The organism is Bacillus sp. OTU2372, from assembly GCF_038440275.1.
Classification (GTDB): domain Bacteria; phylum Bacillota; class Bacilli; order Bacillales; family Cytobacillaceae; genus Neobacillus; species Neobacillus bataviensis_B.
Window position 1 is genome coordinate 62,800 of the sequence record NZ_JASATK010000002.1, and the last position, 18,962, is coordinate 81,761.

Here is an 18,962-nt window from a genome sequence, read left to right on the forward strand (position 1 = left end):
CATTCGTAAATACTAAGTACACTTTTATAGTACTCTTCGGTCATAATTCTGTCAACGTTTTCATTTGTACTATTTTCGATATAAAAAGCCGAATTCTCCTATTGGAAAATACGGCTTTTTTTAAAAATGATCGGACTAAATAATCTCAAATTGTTTAAATCCAGTGTGATCCGGAATATAATCTAACGTTTTATGATTGAAATAATGGCATTCTCCTGCATCAATAATGAAGTGCAGCCCCTCTTTTATGACTTCTGTATCACTTGCTTGAATAGCTTCTTCTAATGTTACCTTCACTTTCATAAAACAACTTTTCCGCATTTGCATCCGAATAAACTGTTTATGACCAAATTGCTGTAACCGATTTTGCAGCTCTTGATTTGCCGTTTCTGTAACAATAAACATAAAATCACCCCGTTTCTATTCATACCTAGGATGATTATGGCAGATTAACGGATGCATGTCATGGACAATAATTTAAGCATCCTATTTTAAAACTCTGCCAAAGTGCTGTTGTTATTACTTATCATATTGCTTTTACTTATTAACCCTTAAGAACGAAACACATAATGCTTCTATCCTCACTAAAGTCCCAATCCACAAAAATATCTGCAACAGGATTGCTAAAAATTTCTTCAAAGCGCCCATCCCGATGCAAATAAGATTTTTCCAGTTCATCTTTGGTGACCAAAAGCGTTTGTTCATATCCTTTTTCGATTAATGCCTTTTCAATCTGAACTAAAATTCCATCTCGTTTTATCAAATAAATTTTTGGCGAAATAAAATATGCTTCGGTTTTTTCAGGTCTTTTTTGTACCAATATACTAATCCTTTCAACCTCATCAATTAAAGGTTTGAGGTCCACAGGGTTACTAAGCTTACTGCCAACTTCCTCAATAATGTCACCTTCAAATTGGACAGTTATCATTCCTGTGTTTTGTGGATAATTCCAATCATGGTAAAAGGATTCAATATCTTGCGCAAATTCCAGCTCAAGAATACCTTTTAACTGGTTATGAACAGTTTTCATGACTATATTTCGTGAAATTTCGATATGATCGGAATTACCGTTCTCCAATAAAGCAGCTTCCAACGGCGACAGGAATCCCCTTATGTAAAAAACCAGAAACCTTTTATTCGCAAACGCATAACAGGATTCCGGCCCACGTCCAAAATTTTTTCTTAACAATTTACTAGTTAAACTGCTTATATCCATTAACTTTTGTTGTAGTGGAGATGACATAAGAATTTCAACCTCACTTTCGAAAAGGGCAAAAAAATACTGCCTGTCATTATCATGCCCAGGCAGTAAAATTTTTATCGTTTTTTTCAGATATATACTTTGTTGAAACTAAAGATCAAGTAACTTTTATTGTTTTTAAAATCCCGCATCATAAATAAATCCTCAATCGACCGATTAAACAGTTCTTCAAATAATTCCCTATGCTGATAATAACCCTTTTTAATTTCTCTAGTATATGTAAATAACAAGTCAGAATTCCCCTGTTCTACCATCAAATAGTCTAGTGGCAGCATAACACCTTTTGATTCAATCGCACAGATATTCTGAGTGTACTTAACAACCTTTAACTCGCTGGGAATTTTATGAAGCTGCGAACCCACTATTCGTACTAATTGAAATAACTTCCTCTCAAAACTTTCATCTATCTTCACATCAGGATTGAAACTATTATTCACTAATAGCAATATACCCGAGTTCGAATTATAGTTCCAATCTTGATAGAAGGAATCGAAAGTAATTCCTAAAACAAGCGATGCCTCTTGCACCAATTCTTGAGACAAAGCAGTTATGACAGACGACCGAAAATTCATCACCAAATTAAATTCTTGCTTTTCCGCTAAAATTTCTTCGGCCGGTGTCATAAAGTTACTGATATAAACGTATAATCTGTTTGCCCTTAAGACCGTATAACAGGTTTCAGGACCTCTACCAAACCCCCGCTTTATGACTTTACTAAAAGAACTGCTCAGAGACAGCAAATCTTCTTTAGTTGCAACCATTCAGATCCCCCTTGATACAATATAAAAAGGCCTAACTTCACAAAAAGGAAGTTAGGCCACGGTTAAGACGACTTTTAAAAAAATAGTTTCTACCATTTACCATCACAATGAGAATATATTTTTATAATAAAAATAGACTTTAAAACTGGTTTTTCAAAACTAATGACAGCAAGACATTAGACAAAATTCATAATAACATTAAATTTACAGGATAACAACAAAATTAGGTGAAAAAATAACGATGAATGAAAAATTATTGTTCAGAAGATAAAGGAAATTCTACATGAATAGTTGTTCCATTCCTACTACTTTCTATAAATAAATCCCCTTTATGTTCTTTTATTATTTGCCGGCTAACCAGCAACCCTAGCCCCGTTCCATTTTCTTTTGTGGTAAAAAAAGGCTGGCCTATTTGATTAAGTATGTCTTCAGGAATTCCGCTGCCTTGGTCAGTTATACTAACTCGGACCTGACCGCCAACAAGAGGGCTTGCATTTATTCCCAGCATCCCCCCCTCGGGCATTGCTTCGATTGCATTTTTTATATAATTAATAAAAACTTGTTTCAATTGATTATTATCGCCAATGATCCACGTATTAGTGAAATCAAACTGTGTTTCAATTTGAATATTATTTAGGAGGGCCTGCGAAGCCATTAAGGTTATCACCTGCTCTAATAAACTGTGAAGATTTACCCGCTCATATTTTTGTTTGGTTGGCTTTGCAAGGACCATTAATTCTTTTAGAATTTCTTCAATCCGGTCAATCTCTGAATTAATGATTTCAAAATAGATTCTATTACCAGCGTTTTCTCCCATTAGTAATTGTAAAAATCCTTTTATAGCGGTAATGGGGTTGCGGATTTCATGGGCAATCCCGGCAGCCAGCTGACCAGCAGTAGCTTGTTTTTCCGATAAGCGGGATAAATTGTTAATTAAGGTATGATACTCTTTTTCACGTTCCATTGTTAACCTTTTCTGTTTTATCGACGTTATATCCTTAATAACTAGATACGCGCCAAGGTAATCCTGTTCAAAAAAAATAGGAATTGAGGTAACATTTACATCTAAGATACTTCCATCAATGACTTGTATCTGGGCATCAAAGTTATCAAGTTTTTCCTGTACTCTCCCTTTAAAGAAGGTTTGCTCTTGAGTTAAAAAGTCTAAGACAAACAATTTATTTAGTGCTATTTGATGCAACGTATCCCTCGAATAACCTAATAAGGGTTCACAAGCATGGCTGGAATATTCAATTTTCCCTTCCAGGTCAACTAATATAAATGCATCACGGTTTTTAGATAGGATCGAAAAGTCCTTATCCATGTTCGTATCTCTATATACTTTTAACAGAACACTCTTTCGGCCGGTTCCATGCATAACCATAAGGCAGACCCTCCTTTCTTAATTTATCAAATAAAAAAGCCACAATAAGTGCAGGGGACTCCCTACATCTTACTGTGGCTTAAACATCTAGCATCAATTTCTAGAATTCGTTACCATTTTAAGTTTTTCCTATTTACTCAATTATCCGTTAGAATAGAGCATTTACTCTATATCCATCTTAACTATATTATATTTTTCCATTTTCGGCAATAAGTTATCAGTATTTTCTCAAAGTTCCATTAAAAATTTTTTCCACTCAAGTACCGCAAAAGGTTTGGTAAGGACGAGTAGACGGCTCGGGCAGTGTACAATATTCCTCCTGTCCAGGATTGTGTGCATACGGGTTTGAGAGTACTTGTAAAAGTTCGTTCATTACACTGTAATCTCCTTGAGTAACTGCTGCTGCAAGTGCTTCCTCTACCCGGTGGTTCCGGGGAATTACCGCAGGGTTACTGTTTTGCATTAACTGATTTGATTCTTCTTCCGTTTCCTTCTGCCTTCCAAGTCTGGCCTGCCACCGCTCCTTCCATTGTAAAAATTCAGGTTGCCCAAATAACTTGTTATCATCATATTGAGCATAGGTTAAGGAGCGGAAAGTATTAGTGTAGTCGGCCTGATACTTATGCATTAGATTTAGGAGCTCTTCAAATAATGATTCATCCTGTTCCTCTTCGTTAAAAATGCCTAGTTTTCCTCTCATTCCTGTGAGCCAATTGGTTTGATACAATTGTGTGAATCCTGAAATGGTCTCTTGCGCTAATTGGACAGCTTGCTCCTGATTTTCATGAAGAAGCGGCAATAAGGTTTCCGCAAATCGAGCCAGATTCCATCCGCCAATATACGGCTGATTAGCATAGGCGTAGCGCCCTTCTCTGTCAATGGAACTGAAAACAGTTGACGGATCATACTGATCCATAAAGGCGCAAGGTCCATAATCAATGGTTTCACCACTAATTGTCATGTTATCAGTGTTCATCACTCCATGGATAAAACCAACCAACTGCCATTTGGCAATTAGTGCAGCTTGACGTTTGATGACTTCTCGAAGCAGTGATACATACTTGTATTCATTATCTTTAATGTTTGGATAATGGCGCTTTATGGTATAGTCAGCCAATGCCCGCAGATCATCTATTTCCCCTCTTCCTGCAGCGTATTGGAAGGTTCCAACACGGATATGACTAGCAGCCACTCGTGTAAGAATGGCTCCAGGCAGCAGGGTTTCGCGAATAATGGTCTCGCCAGTTGTAACCACTGCCAGGCTGCGGGTGGTTGGGATTCCTAATCCATGCATAGCTTCGCTGATGATGTATTCACGCAGCATAGGTCCAAGTGCGGCACGGCCATCTCCTCCCCGCGAGTATGGGGTTCTGCCTGAACCTTTGAGCTGGATATCTACTCGTTCCCCTTTGGGTGTTATTTGCTCCCCAATCAATACGGCCCGCCCGTCTCCTAACATGGTAAAATGACCAAATTGATGGCCGGCATAGGCTTGAGCAAGCGGCTCGGCACCTTCAGGAATCTGGTTTCCTGCAAACGCTGCTATACCCTCCTCACTTTGAAGTGCCGAGATTTCAAGGCCTAACTCCTCTGCCAATGGTTCATTCAAAATCACTAGCTTTGGTGAATTTACAGGGCCTGGGTTTTGTCTTGTGAAAAATGATTCAGGAAGATGGGAGTAACTGTTATCAAAATTCCATCCTGTTTTTGTCATAGCAGCTCCTTTTCTACATATAATGCTCATTTTATTGTTATTCTTCGTAAAAAGGTGATAGCCCTTTTTAATTTTTGCCTTCGCATAGTTATTATACCTTTTCTCCTTCAAGGTAATGTGAGGTATGCATTGATCAGTTATAAAAAAAGCAGCTCCCTGAAGAGAGCAGCCTCATATAGAATGGTTAACTATATTTTGATAATCATCTTTCGTATCCACATCCAAAATCGTCCATTCATCATTTATTGGCACGTAAATATGTTGATCAGCAAATTTAAAAATCGGTTTCGCCCCCTGGTCACCGGTTATTGTTTTTAGATAAGGGATCATTGAGGCAGAAATAAAAACAGGATGTCCTGGAATTCCATTGTAGGTTGGTTGAACAATACATTTGGATTGAGCGAGTCCCTTTTCTATAATAACTTTGAGGATTTGGTCGATTGTCGATGGCCTTAAAAGGGGCTGGTCACCCAAGAAAACTAAAACACCACTTGTTTCATTATTACCGAAACAAATTGCTGCCTTTATCGAACCACTTAACCCTTCTAAGAATTTTTCATTAGTGATCCAATTGAACCGATCGTCTTCAAGATTTATCGCCTCTTTTAGTTCCTGTCCTTTATACCCAACAACTGCTAAGACTTCTTGAAACGGAAACGATAAAACTTTTGTTAAAACAATCTCAAGCATAGGTTTTCCATCAATCGGAAGCAAAGGCTTAAATTTTCCCATTCTTGAGGAAACACCTGCAGCTAAAACTACTGCTCTTATCTGTATCAAATTTATGGGTAGCCCCATGAATTTTTTCCTCCTCTTTTATCAAGCGTGAGGTCTAAAAAGACACACAGATGGTGTTTAATAGAATAGCTCAACCTAAACCATATTCTTTTATTTTGTTATAAAGAGTCCCCCGTGAAATACCGAGCAAACTAGCCGCCGCACTTTTATTTCCATATGTTTTTCTTAATGCCTCTTCTATTTGCAATGCTTCCGCATTCTTTGAGGAAATTTCTGCCAGGGTACTTTCCACTCCTTTTCCCTCGTTATTATTGTTGATTATTTTGCTCTTTATGTTCTCAGGCAATTGTTCACTTGTAATAGATGGCTTGTCATTCAGTAGAACGATTCGTTCGATGGTATTTCTGATTTCACGCACATTCCCAGGCCAATCATAGTTCACTATGTGGAGCATCGTTTCGGGATGAACCTCTGGAACCACTTTTTTATACTTAGCACTAAATTCATTGATATATTTATCAACCAATGTGACAATATCCTCTTTTCTGGTCCGAAGCGGAGGGATATCGATTGTTATCACCGAAAGATGGAAGTAGAGCTTCTCATTTAAACTCCCTTCCCTTAGCAGCAAATCAATGGGTTCAGAGGTGGACGTTATAATCCGGGTAGTAGATGCAATCTTCTCTACCCCTCCAACCCTGTAGAAACTATGGTCGACTAAGTAGTCCAGCAACTTGCCCTGGATGGATAGCGTCATTTTATCAACATCTTCAATATATAACGTACCATTAGACGCCTGCTCAATCCTTCCAATTTGTAAAGTTTGCTGCTCGGAGGTGTCGGTATCCTTTTGAAAACCAAAAAGTTCAATTTCTAATAATGCCGCAGGAATTACCGAGCAATTTAAAGTGATAAAAGCTCCATCTGCTTTTGCTCCACCATAGTGAATCGCTTGCGCTAACATTTCCTTGCCTGAACCAGGTTCCCCTGTTAAATGGACCGGTATATCAGCATGCGCTACTTTTTGCGCAATTTTCAATGACTCTTGAAATCTCGGGCTTCCAGTTACAATTGCAGAGAATGGATTTGTTTGAGGGACGAGTAAAGATGAGTTTGAGTCCAATTCTTCATTAAGCCGTATAATATTGGTAATATTATGTTCTGTAGCGACACCGCCGATAATTTTGTTTTCAATTATAATCGGTAAAGCATTAATTAGAACATGCGTATCTTTATTTGGACGATGGTACTCTCCTCTTACAAACCGCCCTTCATTCAGAATTCTATGAAGAATAACCGAGTCATCATTAAAGTGCTCACCAATCTTCTTACCCAGGATAAATTCCTTTTTAATCTTGTATATCTCTTCTGCCGTTGTATTCCAGTAAACAACATTTCCTGATTCATCCACAGCCGTAACAGAATCACTTATGGTCTCAGCCAAGGTTTCAAAATAAGCTGAAATCTTGTTCTTCTCTTCATTAAGTTTTTTAATTTCCTTTCCTGATGTTAAGATTCCCATGTATTCCCCTTCATTTTTAAAAAGGACCGGCCTTCTCCAGTCCACTTCCGACGGAAGACCTTTGTCAGTGGAAACGACAGTTGAAGGCAGCCATTTGAGATGCCGAAGCCAGTCAATAATAGGCATAGAATCGTTCCCTAAAGCCATCAGGTTATATTCATAGTTATTAATGATAAAGTATGTTCCACCTGCGACAATGACAAAATTATACTCGTTCAGTTTCTTTTTAATTTCAGTTAATGGTGTACGATCATTTACAATTGTAAAGGAGTAATCTAATTGATATTGTGCACTTTTGAACATACTAAAATCCTTTCTCACTTTTCTTTCACTTTAACACAAAATAAAACGCTATATCCATTTAATCGCATCAAAGATTGCTTCAACGCCTATAAAGCAAAAACATTATTATAATCACTGATTTTGTCTGAATTTTTAACAACGAGTTAATCTTTGTTAGATATTTTAACGCGCTGATTGTCAATCACAAAAGCTCAGATTAAGTATAAAAAAGCTGAACCCGTATGGAACGGGCTTCAGCTTTTTTAAATGGAATTACTGAATACATACCCACCAACTTAATCTAGAATTTTGACTTAACAATCAAAATCAGAAATATCTCTTGGGACTAAACGATTATGCTGATTGTTTGTATTGATCAAATTCTTTCTTTAATTGGTCACTCGGTTCCGGTGTAACCAGGCTGACAAACCATATTGCCGCTAACCCGATAATGAACCCTGGAATAATCTCGTAAAGACTTTTTGCCAATACAGGAACATTCGCCCAAACAATTACAGTAACTGCCCCGCCAATCATACCAGCAAGAGCCCCCCATCGATTCATCCGTTTCCAGTATAGGCTCAACAGAATAACGGGCCCAAAAGCTGCTCCAAAGCCAGCCCATGCATAAGCAACAAGGGAGAGAATAGTGCCATTTTTATTAAAGGCCAGAAAAACAGCTATAAAGGAAACAACAAGGACTGAAAGTCTGCTTACAAGCAACAGCTCTTTGTCTGTTGCTGACCTGCGGAAAAAAGTCTTATAGACATCTTCTGTCAAGGAGCTTGCCGTAACCAAAAGTTGAGAAGAAATCGTACTCATGACGGCAGCTAATAATGCCGCTAACAAAAATCCAGTAATGAGTGGATGGAAAAGAATTCCGCTTAATTTAATAAAAATTGTTTCTGGATCTGAAAGATTAAGTCCTTGCTTTGAATAATAGGCTAGGCCAATAAAACCAGTAAACATCGCGCCACCGACAGAGAAAATCATCCATCCCATACCTATTCTCCGAGCTTTCTTAATCTCTTTAACGGATGAGATTGCCATAAAACGAACAATGATATGAGGCTGTCCAAAGTAACCTAACCCCCATGCCATTAACGAAATAATCCCGATCAAGGAAGTCCCTTTAAAAATATCAAATAATTTAGGATCGATCCCTTTGATCTCACCAAATGCGGAGTCAAATCCGCCTACTTGCATAATAGTGACAGCGGGAACAAGAACTAGAGCAATCACCATGATTATTCCTTGGACAAAGTCGGTCCAACTAACCGCTAAAAATCCGCCAAATAAAGTATAGCCAATGACAACAGCAGCGATTATCCAAAGACCTGCCTGATAGTTAAGATTGAACGTTGACTCAAACAGAACCCCGCCTGATACCATTCCAGAAGAAACATAGAAAGTAAAGAATACAATAATGACAAGTCCGGAAGTTAACCGCAGTATTGACGATTTATCCCCAAAACGATTTTCCAAATAGGCCGGAATCGTCATTGAATTATTGGCGGTTTCCGTATAAATTCGCAGTCTTGGAGCGACGTACAGCCAGTTTAAATATGCGCCTATCGTCAGACCGATGGCAATCCAGGATGCACTCAAACCTTGGGTAAACATCGCACCAGGAAGCCCCATTAGCAACCATCCGCTCATATCGGATGCCCCTGCACTTAAAGCGGTGACCGCAGCGCCAAGTCCCCTTCCGCCAATCATATAATCGGACAGATTAGAAGTTCGTTTGTAAGCGAAATAACCAATTAATAGCATTCCCACCATGTAAATACCAATCGAGATAAGTATCTGTGTATTCAATCGTCATCCCCCGTTCTCCGTAATAATCCCCCAAAATAAAACATTTACATACATGAATTATCTCTGTCTAGTCTTCTGAAAAGAGCCCCCCTTCCAGGAGCTCCCCAATCTTTATTGTTAAAATAGTTTTTTAGATTTTAACTTTGCCTGAGTAAATAGGAGCAAGTAATCGTATCCTCCTGCTTTAGAATCGGTTCCAGACATATTAAATCCGCCAAACGGATGGGCTCCAACTAACGCGCCAGTACACTTTTTATTAATATACAGGTTTCCACAATGCATATTTTCAAGAGCATAATTGATGCGTTCCTCATCCTTAGAATGATAGGCACCTGTCAACCCATATTCAGTATCATTATAAATCTCAATTGCTTCCTTCCAGTCAGCAGCTTTTGCAATGGCAAGAACCGGCCCAAAGATTTCCTCCTGCATGATGCGGGCTTTCGGATTTACATCAGCAAAAATTGTTGGTTCAATATAAAAGCCGTTCCCTTCCGCTCTTGAACCGCCAGTAAGCAATCTGCCTTCCGTTTTACCAATTTCAATATAGTCCATAATTTTATCGACCGATTTCTGATCGATTACTGGACCAATTGGACAGTTTTCTTCAGGCAGACCAATGGATAGGTTCTTCGTCAATTGTACTACCTTTTCCACCACTTGGTCAAAAACTGATTCTACGATAATCGCTCTAGATCCAGCTGAACATTTTTGTCCTTGAAAACCATAAGCTGAAGCCACGATTGCTGCCGCCGCTGCATCCAAGTCAGCTGTTTCATCAACGACAACACCGTCTTTCCCACCCATTTCGGCGATGACACGCTTTAACCATAACTGGCCTGGCTGTACCTTTGACGCCCGCCCATAAATCCGGCATCCTACAGCACGTGAGCCTGTAAACGAGATGAAACGTGTTTTTGGATGTTCAACCAGATACTCACCCACGTCGATTCCATCCCCAGGCAAATAGTTAAGTACACCTGAAGGAAGTCCAACTTCTTCCATTAACTCCACAAATTTAGCTGCAATCACAGGAGTTGCATCTGCAGGCTTTAAAATAACTGTATTCCCAGATACAATCGCTGCCACTGTCGTCCCTGCCATGATGGCCAATGGGAAGTTGAATGGAGATATGACAATACCAACGCCCAGCGGGATGTAAGAAATTTGGTTGTCTTCCCCTTCGATTTTAGTAAGCGGCTGATGAATGCTTGTCTCACTCAGGCGAATCATTTCCCTCGCATAAAATTCCATAAAATCTATTGCCTCTGCTGTATCTGCATCCGCCTCAGCCCAGTTTTTACCTGACTCATATACAAGATAAGAAGAAAACTCATGCTTACGCTGTCTCATTAGGTCAGCTGCTTTGAATAAATACTCTGCACGTGCTGCAGGGTCAACCTTTTTCCAGGTTTCAAATGTTTTCAAAGCCTCCTGCATTGCCTTTTCAGCTAACTCCTGATTCCCTTTACTAACAGTTCCAATAATTTCATCGACATTTCCCGGATTAATAGAAACTGTTTGCTCTTCGGTAAACAGCTTATCTTTCCCAACTACTATAGGATACTTTTTGCCAAGCTCCTTTTTAACTTTTGCAAGAGCTGCATACATGGATTGTTTATTTTCCTCCATTGAAAAATCTGTAAAAGGCTCGTTTTTAAATGTAGCTGCTTGAATTGTTGTTGTCATAAGATTCCTACTCCTCTTTATATAAATTTGTTATTTTAATAGATTTTTAAGTACAAACCAGACATTTGCAGGTCTTTCTGCTAATCGTCTCATGAAATAACCAAACCAATCGACCCCATATGGTACATACACACGGACTTTAAAACCTTCTTTTACAAGTCTTGCTTGAATCTCTTCACAAATACCATAGAGCATTTGGAATTCAAATTGCTCTTTCGGTATTTGATGCTCATTAACGATAGACTTTGTATATTCAATCATTGTTTCATCATGGGTTGCGACAGCTGTATAGTTACCGTTTAGAAGGTGCTGCTTAATAATTTTTTTGTAGTTTTCATCCACATCTTTTTTCTCAGGAAAAGCTACAGACGGTGATTCTTTGTAAGCCCCTTTCACAAGGCGCAAGTTTGCATTCAATTGATTTAAGTCGGCGATATCCTGCTCGGTCCTAAATAGGTATGCTTGAATGACAAGGCCAACATTGTCATAATCCTTACGCAACTCTTTGTAAATATCGATTGATAGTTGGCAATGCTCATAATCTTCCATATCGATTCGAACAAAATTATTATGGAGTTTAGCCCGGTCAAGGATTTTACGCATATTTTTCATACATAGCTCTTTGCTTATATCAAGTCCAAGAGATGTCATTTTAAGGGAAAGATTTGAATTAACGCCTGCCTCATTAATAGCATCCAAGGTTTGAATACACATGGCAGCCGATTCAAGTGCCTCTTCATCGGTATAAACAAATTCACCTAAATGGTCCAAGGTCACAACCTTCCCCTCGCTATTTAGCCTTTTAACAACCTCAATAGCAGACTTAATAGATTCACCTGCTACAAAGCGGCTTGCCCCAAAACGTAATCCATATTTCTTTGCGAGTTTATTAGCAGAAGTGTTTTTCCCAAGTGTTTGAAACATGTTTCTCATTATTAATTCCAAATCCTTCAATCCTCCTTAAAATATTATGTAAGCTCTTACATAATTTTAATATTATTTAAACACTTTTGTCTACATATTTTTAATTTAAACAATATTGTTAACTTAATAAATTGATAATAAAGTATAATCGACACTTTTTGAACATTACTGTCACATTTTCTGACACGGTATTTACAATGGTGTTTATTCTATATGTTCACGAGTAAATATACAATTGGGGAATTTTGATATCCCTTAAGAACAAATTTATCCTTTTCTAATTTTCTAGTTACAAATCTAGTAACAAACTTTACTGCTCCACAAAAAAACATCCTATTCTCATAAATAGGATGTTTTTAGGATTATAGCTATATATATCAAAATGGATAGACCCTAACGTAAAACTCGAGCCGCACTTGAAAACTTAGACGGATCATAAGCAGCAATTTTCACAACGTCACCTGTTTGTGGTGCGTGAATATATTGTCCGCCTCCGATATAGATACCGACATGATAGGCTGGGTTACCTCTGAATACCAAATCTCCCGGCTGAACTTGACTCGGAGAAATTCTGGTTCCAACATTCTGCTGGTCTCGTGACACTCTTGGAAGATTGATTCCAGCTGCATTTCTAAACACGTATGATGTGAATCCCGAACAATCAAATCCACTTGGCGTAGACCCGCCCCAAACGTATGGAACACCTAAAAATTGTTTTGCATAGGCAATAATTGCACTTGCCGATCCAGAATTAGCTGGAGGGGCTGCAACTGTCGGTGGTGTAGACTCAGAAGGTGTGCTACTTACTGGCGTTTGCTGTATAACTGGCTGTTTGGTTTGTTGCGCAGGCTTTTGAGCCTGTTGAGTAGGCTTTTGAGCCTGTTGAGTAGGCTTTTGAGTTTGTTGTTGTGCTTGTGCTTGTTGTAGTGCAAGTTGTCTGGCCTGCTCAGCCTGTTGTTGTGCAAGTTTTCTAGCTTGTTCAGCCTGTTGTTGAGCCAATTGTGCCTGTTGGTTTTGTAATGTGTTTTTCGCGGCTGCTAATTCTGTTTGAATTTCTTTTTTATCTTGTTCAATCTTTTGTTTTTCAGAAGCTAATTCATTTTGGCTCTCTTTTAATTGGTCGATCTCAGTATGTAATTTTTCCTCTGCACTTTTTAATGCTTGTTCTTTTTCATTTAAACCATTTAGCAAGTCTGTATCACTTTGCATAATACTAGAAATGGCAGTAAACCGAGTTAAAAACTCAGAAATGTTATCAGATGACAACAAAAGTTCTGCGTATGCAGCTACGGATTGTTTTCCTTCTAATTGAATGGTTTTAAGCCTTTCAGCGTAGACTTCCTTGTGAGCATCTAGGGACTTTTGGGCTTCTGTGATTTCAGCCTTTGTTTCTTCAATTTTCCCTTGTTGTGTTTTTATTTGATCGTTAAGTTTTTGACTTTTCTCCATTGCAACCGAGATTCTATTGTCTAATTGTTGAACCTTTGTTTCAAAGTCATCAATTTGATTTTGTGTTTGATTGATTTGTCCTTGTGTGACTGGATTTGCAAAAGCAGGTGTAGCTGATATCATAGTGGCGATAATGGAAGCGGATACGGTATATTTTATTAACTTTTTTATCATTATAATATCTCCTCTTGTAACCTATCATTCTTAATAAATTCTTAATATGTTTCTAGTTTATATATTAAAGGGACGAAAAACAATGAATGAGTCGATAATGTAATATAAATGTAATTTTATGTAGAATAATCTGAAACAAATTCGACATATGCCACTTCTTTTTGAAATTTTTGTAAACAATAAATAAAAAAAGAAACAGGATATTCATGTCATTTCAATGGTTTACTTGTACATCCGACTCAGCTTTGCTAAATAGTGTGTATCGTACCTTCATGCAGCCTCCATGTTAAAATCCAATTTCCATCAGCAATTAGTAAGAATATTTAGTTTGTTAAGTATTATCTTTAGTTTTTATGGGTTAAATGTTTTGGTTGCCAAGCTAGAATAAAAGAAGAATAGATTGGGAGGAGGTTAGTTTCAGTTTTATTCTAAACGCTTCACCCTTTGTGATAAAAAATTTTTTATGGGGGAATGCAGTAAATGAAGAGAAAATTGAAAAGCTTGATTTCTTTACTTCTTGTAGCTTCTTTGGTAATCCCGTCAGGCTGGATTACGCATGTTGCAAAGGCGGCAACGGTAGATATTCCCGTTCTTTTGTACCATCGAATTGTCCAAACTCCTTCCAATCAATGGACGGATACTAGTATTGACCATTTTAACCAAGCCATGAAGTACCTTCACGACAATGGTTATAACACGTTGTCAGCAGAAGAATATGTGAACATTATGGAAGGTAAAGAAACGGCCCCTGCGAAGCCTGTTTTATTAACCTTTGACGATGCTACTCCAGACTTCGTTACCACCGCTCTTCCAGTATTGAAACAATATAACATGAAATCGGTTCTGTTTGTTGTCAGCAGTTGGATCGGCGGTAATTACAGCATGTCGCTAGCGCAGTTGCAAAGTTTAGTGAATGAACCTAGCGTCAGTATAGAGAATCATTCCAAAACTCATGACGCTGCTATTTGGAAAAATGGCGCTGCGGGTTCTAGCAGCATGACGGCTGAGCAAGCTACAGATGAAATTGTAACAGCAAGTGAATACTTAAAAGCATTGACAGGAAAATCCCCAATCCTATTGGCTTATCCTTATGGTTCTTTTAATAATACTGTAAAAGATGTAGCTAAAAACAACGGCATCAAGTATGCATTTAAAGTTGGCTACCCTAATGGTGACGATTATGCCATGGGTCGAGACTATGTATTAGATGCAGATTTAACCCAAATTGCAAACTGGGTTGGTGGACCGGCACCAACAACGACTCCGACAACTGGAGGCCAGACCTCGACGCAAACAACTTATCATGAAACCTTTGACAGTGGCCAGGGTGTTGCAACAAAAGCAGGCAACCCGCAAATAGATGCGGTTTCTGGAAAAGTTTTTGAGGGCAATGATGACGGAAAAGCGATCTATGTAAGCGGTCGAGTAAACAACTGGGATAGCGTTGATATCCCATTCAGCAAAGTTGGCATGCAAAATGGTAAAACATATACAATTACCGTCAAAGGTTATGTTGATGTTAGTGTAAGTGTTCCTGCAGGTGCACAAGCTTTGCTTCAGAATGTAAACAGCTATAATGGCTTGTATGTAGCATCGGATTATAAAGCAGGACAAGCTTTTAAGTTAACTGGAGAGTACACCGTTGATACGAGCAAAGATAACGCACTTCGCATTCAATCTAACGACGCAGGAAAAACAGTTCCGTTCTACATCGGAGATATTCTGATCACGGAAAAGGTAACTTCCGGCGGTGGCAGTGATCCCGTGGATCAAAGACCAGCTGCGCAAACCTTCAATCCAATTACGTTTGAAGATCAAACAAAAGGTGGCTTCGAGGGTAGAGCTGGTACTGAAACGGTTACGGTAACCAATGAAGAAAACCATACTTCTGGCGGTTCCTATGCTCTAAAAGTTGATGGCAGAACACAAGCTTGGAATGGTCCATCCTTACATGTTGAGAAATACGTTAACCTTGGACAAGAATATAAGATTTCAGCTTGGGTCAAGCTGATTTCACCAGAAAGCTCACAGCTTCAGCTTTCCACACAAGTAGGAAATGGCGGAGCTGCCAGCTACAATAACCTTCAAGGTAAAACAATCAACAAGGCAGACGGCTGGGTTAAGCTAGAAGGCACTTACCGTTATACCAATGCAGGCGGTGAATATTTGACGATTTATGTAGAAAGTTCAAATAACGCTACCTCCTCTTTCTTTATTGACGACATCACCTTTGAACCTACTGGTTCAGGTCCGATTGCAATCCAAGATTTAACTCCGATAAAAGATGTCTATAAAAATGACTTCTTAATCGGAAACGCAGTTTCATTGGCAGATCTTGATGGTGTTAGACTTGATCTCCTTAAAAAGCATTTCAATATTGTCACAGCAGAAAACGCCATGAAACCAGATCAAGCTTATAATGCGGATAGACAATTTGACTTTACTGATGAGGATGCTCTCATCAACAAAATCACAGCCGCAGGCCTAAAACTGCATGGACACGTCCTTGTTTGGCATCAACAGACACCAACATGGTTGTTTACTGCTGACAGCGGCCAACCATTGAGTCGAGACGAAGCACTCGCAAATTTACAAAACCATATTAAAACCGTCATTGAACATTACGGCAACAAAGTCGTTTCTTGGGACGTCGTAAACGAAGCCATAAATGACGGCTTGTCGAATCCGACAGATTGGAAAGCAAACTTGCATCAATCCGGATGGTATAAAGCGATTGGATCTGACTACGTGGAGCAGGCCTTCCTGGCAGCAAGACAAGTAGTTGACGAACATGGCTGGAATATTAAGCTTTATTACAATGATTACAATGAAGATAATCAGAATAAAGCTGAAGCAATCTATCAAATGGTCAAAGAACTCAACGATAGATATGCAAAGTCACACCCTGGAAAACTGCTAATTGACGGCGTTGGTATGCAGTCACACTACAACTTAAATACAAACCCGGCAAATGTGCAAGCATCTATGGAGAAATTTATTTCCTTAGGTGTACAAGTAAGCGTCACGGAACTTGATATTGCCGCTGGCAGCAACAGCCAACTTACCGAAAAGCAAGCGAACGATCAAGCTTACCTATACGCTCAATTGTTCAATATTTACAAGGATCACAAGGATCACATGGGACGCGTCACATTCTGGGGATTAAATGATGCGACTAGCTGGAGAGCTGCCCAAAGTCCGCTTGTTTTTGATAAAAACTTGCAAGCGAAACCAGCTTACTACGGTGTCACCGATCCGGATAAATTTATCGCAGAACATGCACCGGAAGTAAAAATCGCAAAACAATCTACTGTTTTATTCAGCACACCTACTATTGATGGAACAGTAGATGATGTTTGGAAGAATGCGCAGGAACTTCCTGTTAACCACTATCTACAGGCTTGGCAAGGGGCAAACGGCGTTTCCAAGGTCCTTTGGGATAAGGAAAACCTGTATATTTTAACGCAGGTGAGCGACTCCCAGCTTGACAAATCAAGCCCTAATCCATGGGAGCAGGATTCAGTTGAAGTCTTCGTCGACGAGAACAATGCAAAGACATCGTCTTACGAAAACGGAGACGGACAATATCGAGTCAACTTTGACAATCAGACTTCCTTTAACCCTGGAAGCATTGCCAATGGTTTCAAATCTGCAACCCATGTATCTGGTAATAGCTACGTCGTTGAAATGAAGATCCCGTTCAAAACAGTTACACCACAATACAATACGAAGATTGGTTTTGACGTACAGATAAATGACGGTAAAGATGGTGCCCGTCAAAGCGCTGCTACATGGAACGACACAACTGGTAATGGATATCAAGATACATCTGTATTTGGCGTCCTAACACTTGTTGATACCACTGCTCCTGTGACAACCGATAACGTGCCAACAGATTGGGTTAATAAAGATGTTACTGTTGATCTTACTTCAATCGATAACGGTTCAGGAGTTAAAGCTACGTATTACAAAATTGGTAACGGAACTGAACAAACTGGAAATTCCATCACCATTTCTGATGAGGGGGTCCACACGATCACCTATTGGAGTGTAGACAACGCTGGAAATGTCGAGGCGCAACATTCAGCCACAGTCAAAATTGACAAGACAGCACCAACGTTAAATATTACTCTAAATAAAACCACAATATGGTCACCTAATCATAATATGGTGCCAGTTACGGCTACTATTAGTTCAGCTGATGCCGCATCAGGAATTAACTCAGTTGTGTTAACTTCCATTACTAGCAATGAGAAGCTTCAATCGGATGATATTCAGAATGCCAAATTGAATACTCCTATTACTGATTCAACTGCTTCCTTTGAACTTCGTGCAGATAGATTAGGAAACGGTAATGGACGTGTATACATCATTATTTTTACGGCAACAGATAAAGCAGGTAATGTGACAACTAAGAGCGTTAACGTCACTGTTCCACATGACCAATCTAAATAAAATTTGAATTGCAAAAGACCCTGAATGTGCATCATTCAGGGTGCTTTTTGTTAAATAAAATATTCTAAGTTAACTTGCTATACGAAAATTAATCTTTGAGCCGCTCCGTCTTATTCGATGTTTGAGATTGTCCAGTCAATCTCCTTTTGCCCGATTTTCCGTAAAAACTCATTGGTCCGGGAAAATGGCCTGCTGCCAAAGAAGCCACTGTTGGCAGAAAACGGACTAGGATGAGGCGATTTTATAATAAAGTGCCTTTGTGAAGTGATTAGCTCTTGCTTTTTCTGAGCAAATCTCCCCCATAAGATAAAGACGACCTGTGCCTCCCTATCATTCAAGATTTCTATGATTCTATCAGTAAACTTCTCCCAGCCAAGCCCTTTATGCGAGTTAGGGTTCCCCGCCTGTACAGTCAGCACCGTATTAAGCAGCAGCACCCCCTGCTCCGTCCATTCCGTTAGAGACCCATGATTTGGTATCTCGCTGCCTATATCAGCATGTAACTCCTTATAAATATTTTTCAAGGAGGGCGGAATGCCTACCTCCGGCTTGACCGAGAAACTAAGTCCATGAGCCTGTCCTGGTCCATGATATGGATCCTGTCCGATTATGACCACCTTTGTATTCTCAAAGGAAGTAAAAGAGAGTGCATTGTAGATATCTTGCATATCAGGATAAATCACTTTCTCTTGGTATTCTTCTTTTAATATCTGCCGTAAACGCATATAATAGTTTTTTGTAAATTCCCCTTCCAGTAAAGGAGCCCAGTCATTTTTTAAAATTGTCATTAC

13 protein-coding genes are annotated in these 18,962 nt (G+C 39.1%); 1 reads left to right on the forward strand and 12 read right to left on the reverse strand.

Annotated elements, in window-relative coordinates:
• Window positions 1–135: 135 nt before the first annotated feature.
• The 11 genes from AAHB15_RS05285 to AAHB15_RS05335 all read right to left on the reverse strand — a co-directional run bounded on the left by AAHB15_RS05285 (window position 136) and on the right by AAHB15_RS05335 (window position 13,716).
• Window positions 136–405, reverse strand: coding sequence for an iron-sulfur cluster biosynthesis (locus tag AAHB15_RS05285; RefSeq protein ID WP_335575169.1), 270 nt, complete (start codon window positions 403–405; stop codon window positions 136–138).
• Window positions 406–544: 139 nt separating this feature from the next.
• Window positions 545–1,243 carry a Na-translocating system protein MpsC family protein gene (locus AAHB15_RS05290; RefSeq protein WP_335575170.1) on the reverse strand — a complete coding sequence of 233 codons (699 nt, stop codon included), beginning with the start codon at window positions 1,241–1,243 and terminating at the stop codon, window positions 545–547.
• Between the two features lie 86 nt (window positions 1,244–1,329).
• Window positions 1,330–2,022 carry a Na-translocating system protein MpsC family protein gene (locus tag AAHB15_RS05295; protein ID WP_144567327.1) on the reverse strand — a complete coding sequence of 231 codons (693 nt, stop codon included), beginning with the start codon at window positions 2,020–2,022 and terminating at the stop codon, window positions 1,330–1,332.
• 253 nt (window positions 2,023–2,275) lie between these two features.
• Complete coding sequence (locus AAHB15_RS05300) at window positions 2,276–3,406, reverse strand: ATP-binding protein (RefSeq protein WP_335575171.1); 1,131 nt, start codon at window positions 3,404–3,406, stop codon at window positions 2,276–2,278.
• Window positions 3,407–3,662: 256 nt separating this feature from the next.
• Entirely contained in the window at window positions 3,663–5,120 is a 1,458-nt protein-coding gene (locus AAHB15_RS05305; protein WP_342041915.1) for a protein adenylyltransferase SelO, read from the reverse strand.
• 171 nt (window positions 5,121–5,291) lie between these two features.
• Window positions 5,292–5,918, reverse strand: a complete 627-nt coding sequence (locus tag AAHB15_RS05310; RefSeq protein WP_342041916.1) for a nucleotidyltransferase family protein — start codon at window positions 5,916–5,918, stop codon at window positions 5,292–5,294.
• A gap of 70 nt (window positions 5,919–5,988) precedes the next feature.
• Complete coding sequence (locus AAHB15_RS05315; protein ID WP_335575174.1) at window positions 5,989–7,683, reverse strand: sigma-54 interaction domain-containing protein; 1,695 nt, start codon at window positions 7,681–7,683, stop codon at window positions 5,989–5,991.
• A 333-nt stretch (window positions 7,684–8,016) separates the two neighbouring features.
• Window positions 8,017–9,480 carry a sodium/proline symporter PutP gene (putP, locus tag AAHB15_RS05320; RefSeq protein ID WP_335575175.1) on the reverse strand — a complete coding sequence of 488 codons (1,464 nt, stop codon included), beginning with the start codon at window positions 9,478–9,480 and terminating at the stop codon, window positions 8,017–8,019.
• Between the two features lie 117 nt (window positions 9,481–9,597).
• A complete protein-coding gene (pruA, locus tag AAHB15_RS05325; protein ID WP_342041917.1) occupies window positions 9,598–11,169 on the reverse strand; it encodes an L-glutamate gamma-semialdehyde dehydrogenase in 1,572 nt (523 codons plus the stop codon).
• A 30-nt stretch (window positions 11,170–11,199) separates the two neighbouring features.
• A complete protein-coding gene (locus tag AAHB15_RS05330; RefSeq protein WP_342041918.1) occupies window positions 11,200–12,114 on the reverse strand; it encodes a proline dehydrogenase in 915 nt (304 codons plus the stop codon).
• 372 nt (window positions 12,115–12,486) lie between these two features.
• A complete protein-coding gene (locus AAHB15_RS05335) occupies window positions 12,487–13,716 on the reverse strand; it encodes a C40 family peptidase (RefSeq protein WP_342041919.1) in 1,230 nt (409 codons plus the stop codon).
• A 480-nt stretch (window positions 13,717–14,196) separates the two neighbouring features.
• On the opposite strand from AAHB15_RS05335, the gene AAHB15_RS05340 reads away from it, so the two are divergent.
• Window positions 14,197–18,171 carry an endo-1,4-beta-xylanase gene (locus tag AAHB15_RS05340; RefSeq protein WP_342041920.1) on the forward strand — a complete coding sequence of 1,325 codons (3,975 nt, stop codon included), beginning with the start codon at window positions 14,197–14,199 and terminating at the stop codon, window positions 18,169–18,171.
• Window positions 18,172–18,281: 110 nt separating this feature from the next.
• On the opposite strand, the gene AAHB15_RS05345 is transcribed toward AAHB15_RS05340, so the two are convergent.
• Window positions 18,282–18,959: a uracil-DNA glycosylase gene (locus AAHB15_RS05345; protein ID WP_335574173.1), complete on the reverse strand. Its 678-nt coding sequence runs from the start codon at window positions 18,957–18,959 to the stop codon at window positions 18,282–18,284.
• Window positions 18,960–18,962 lie beyond the last annotated feature (3 nt).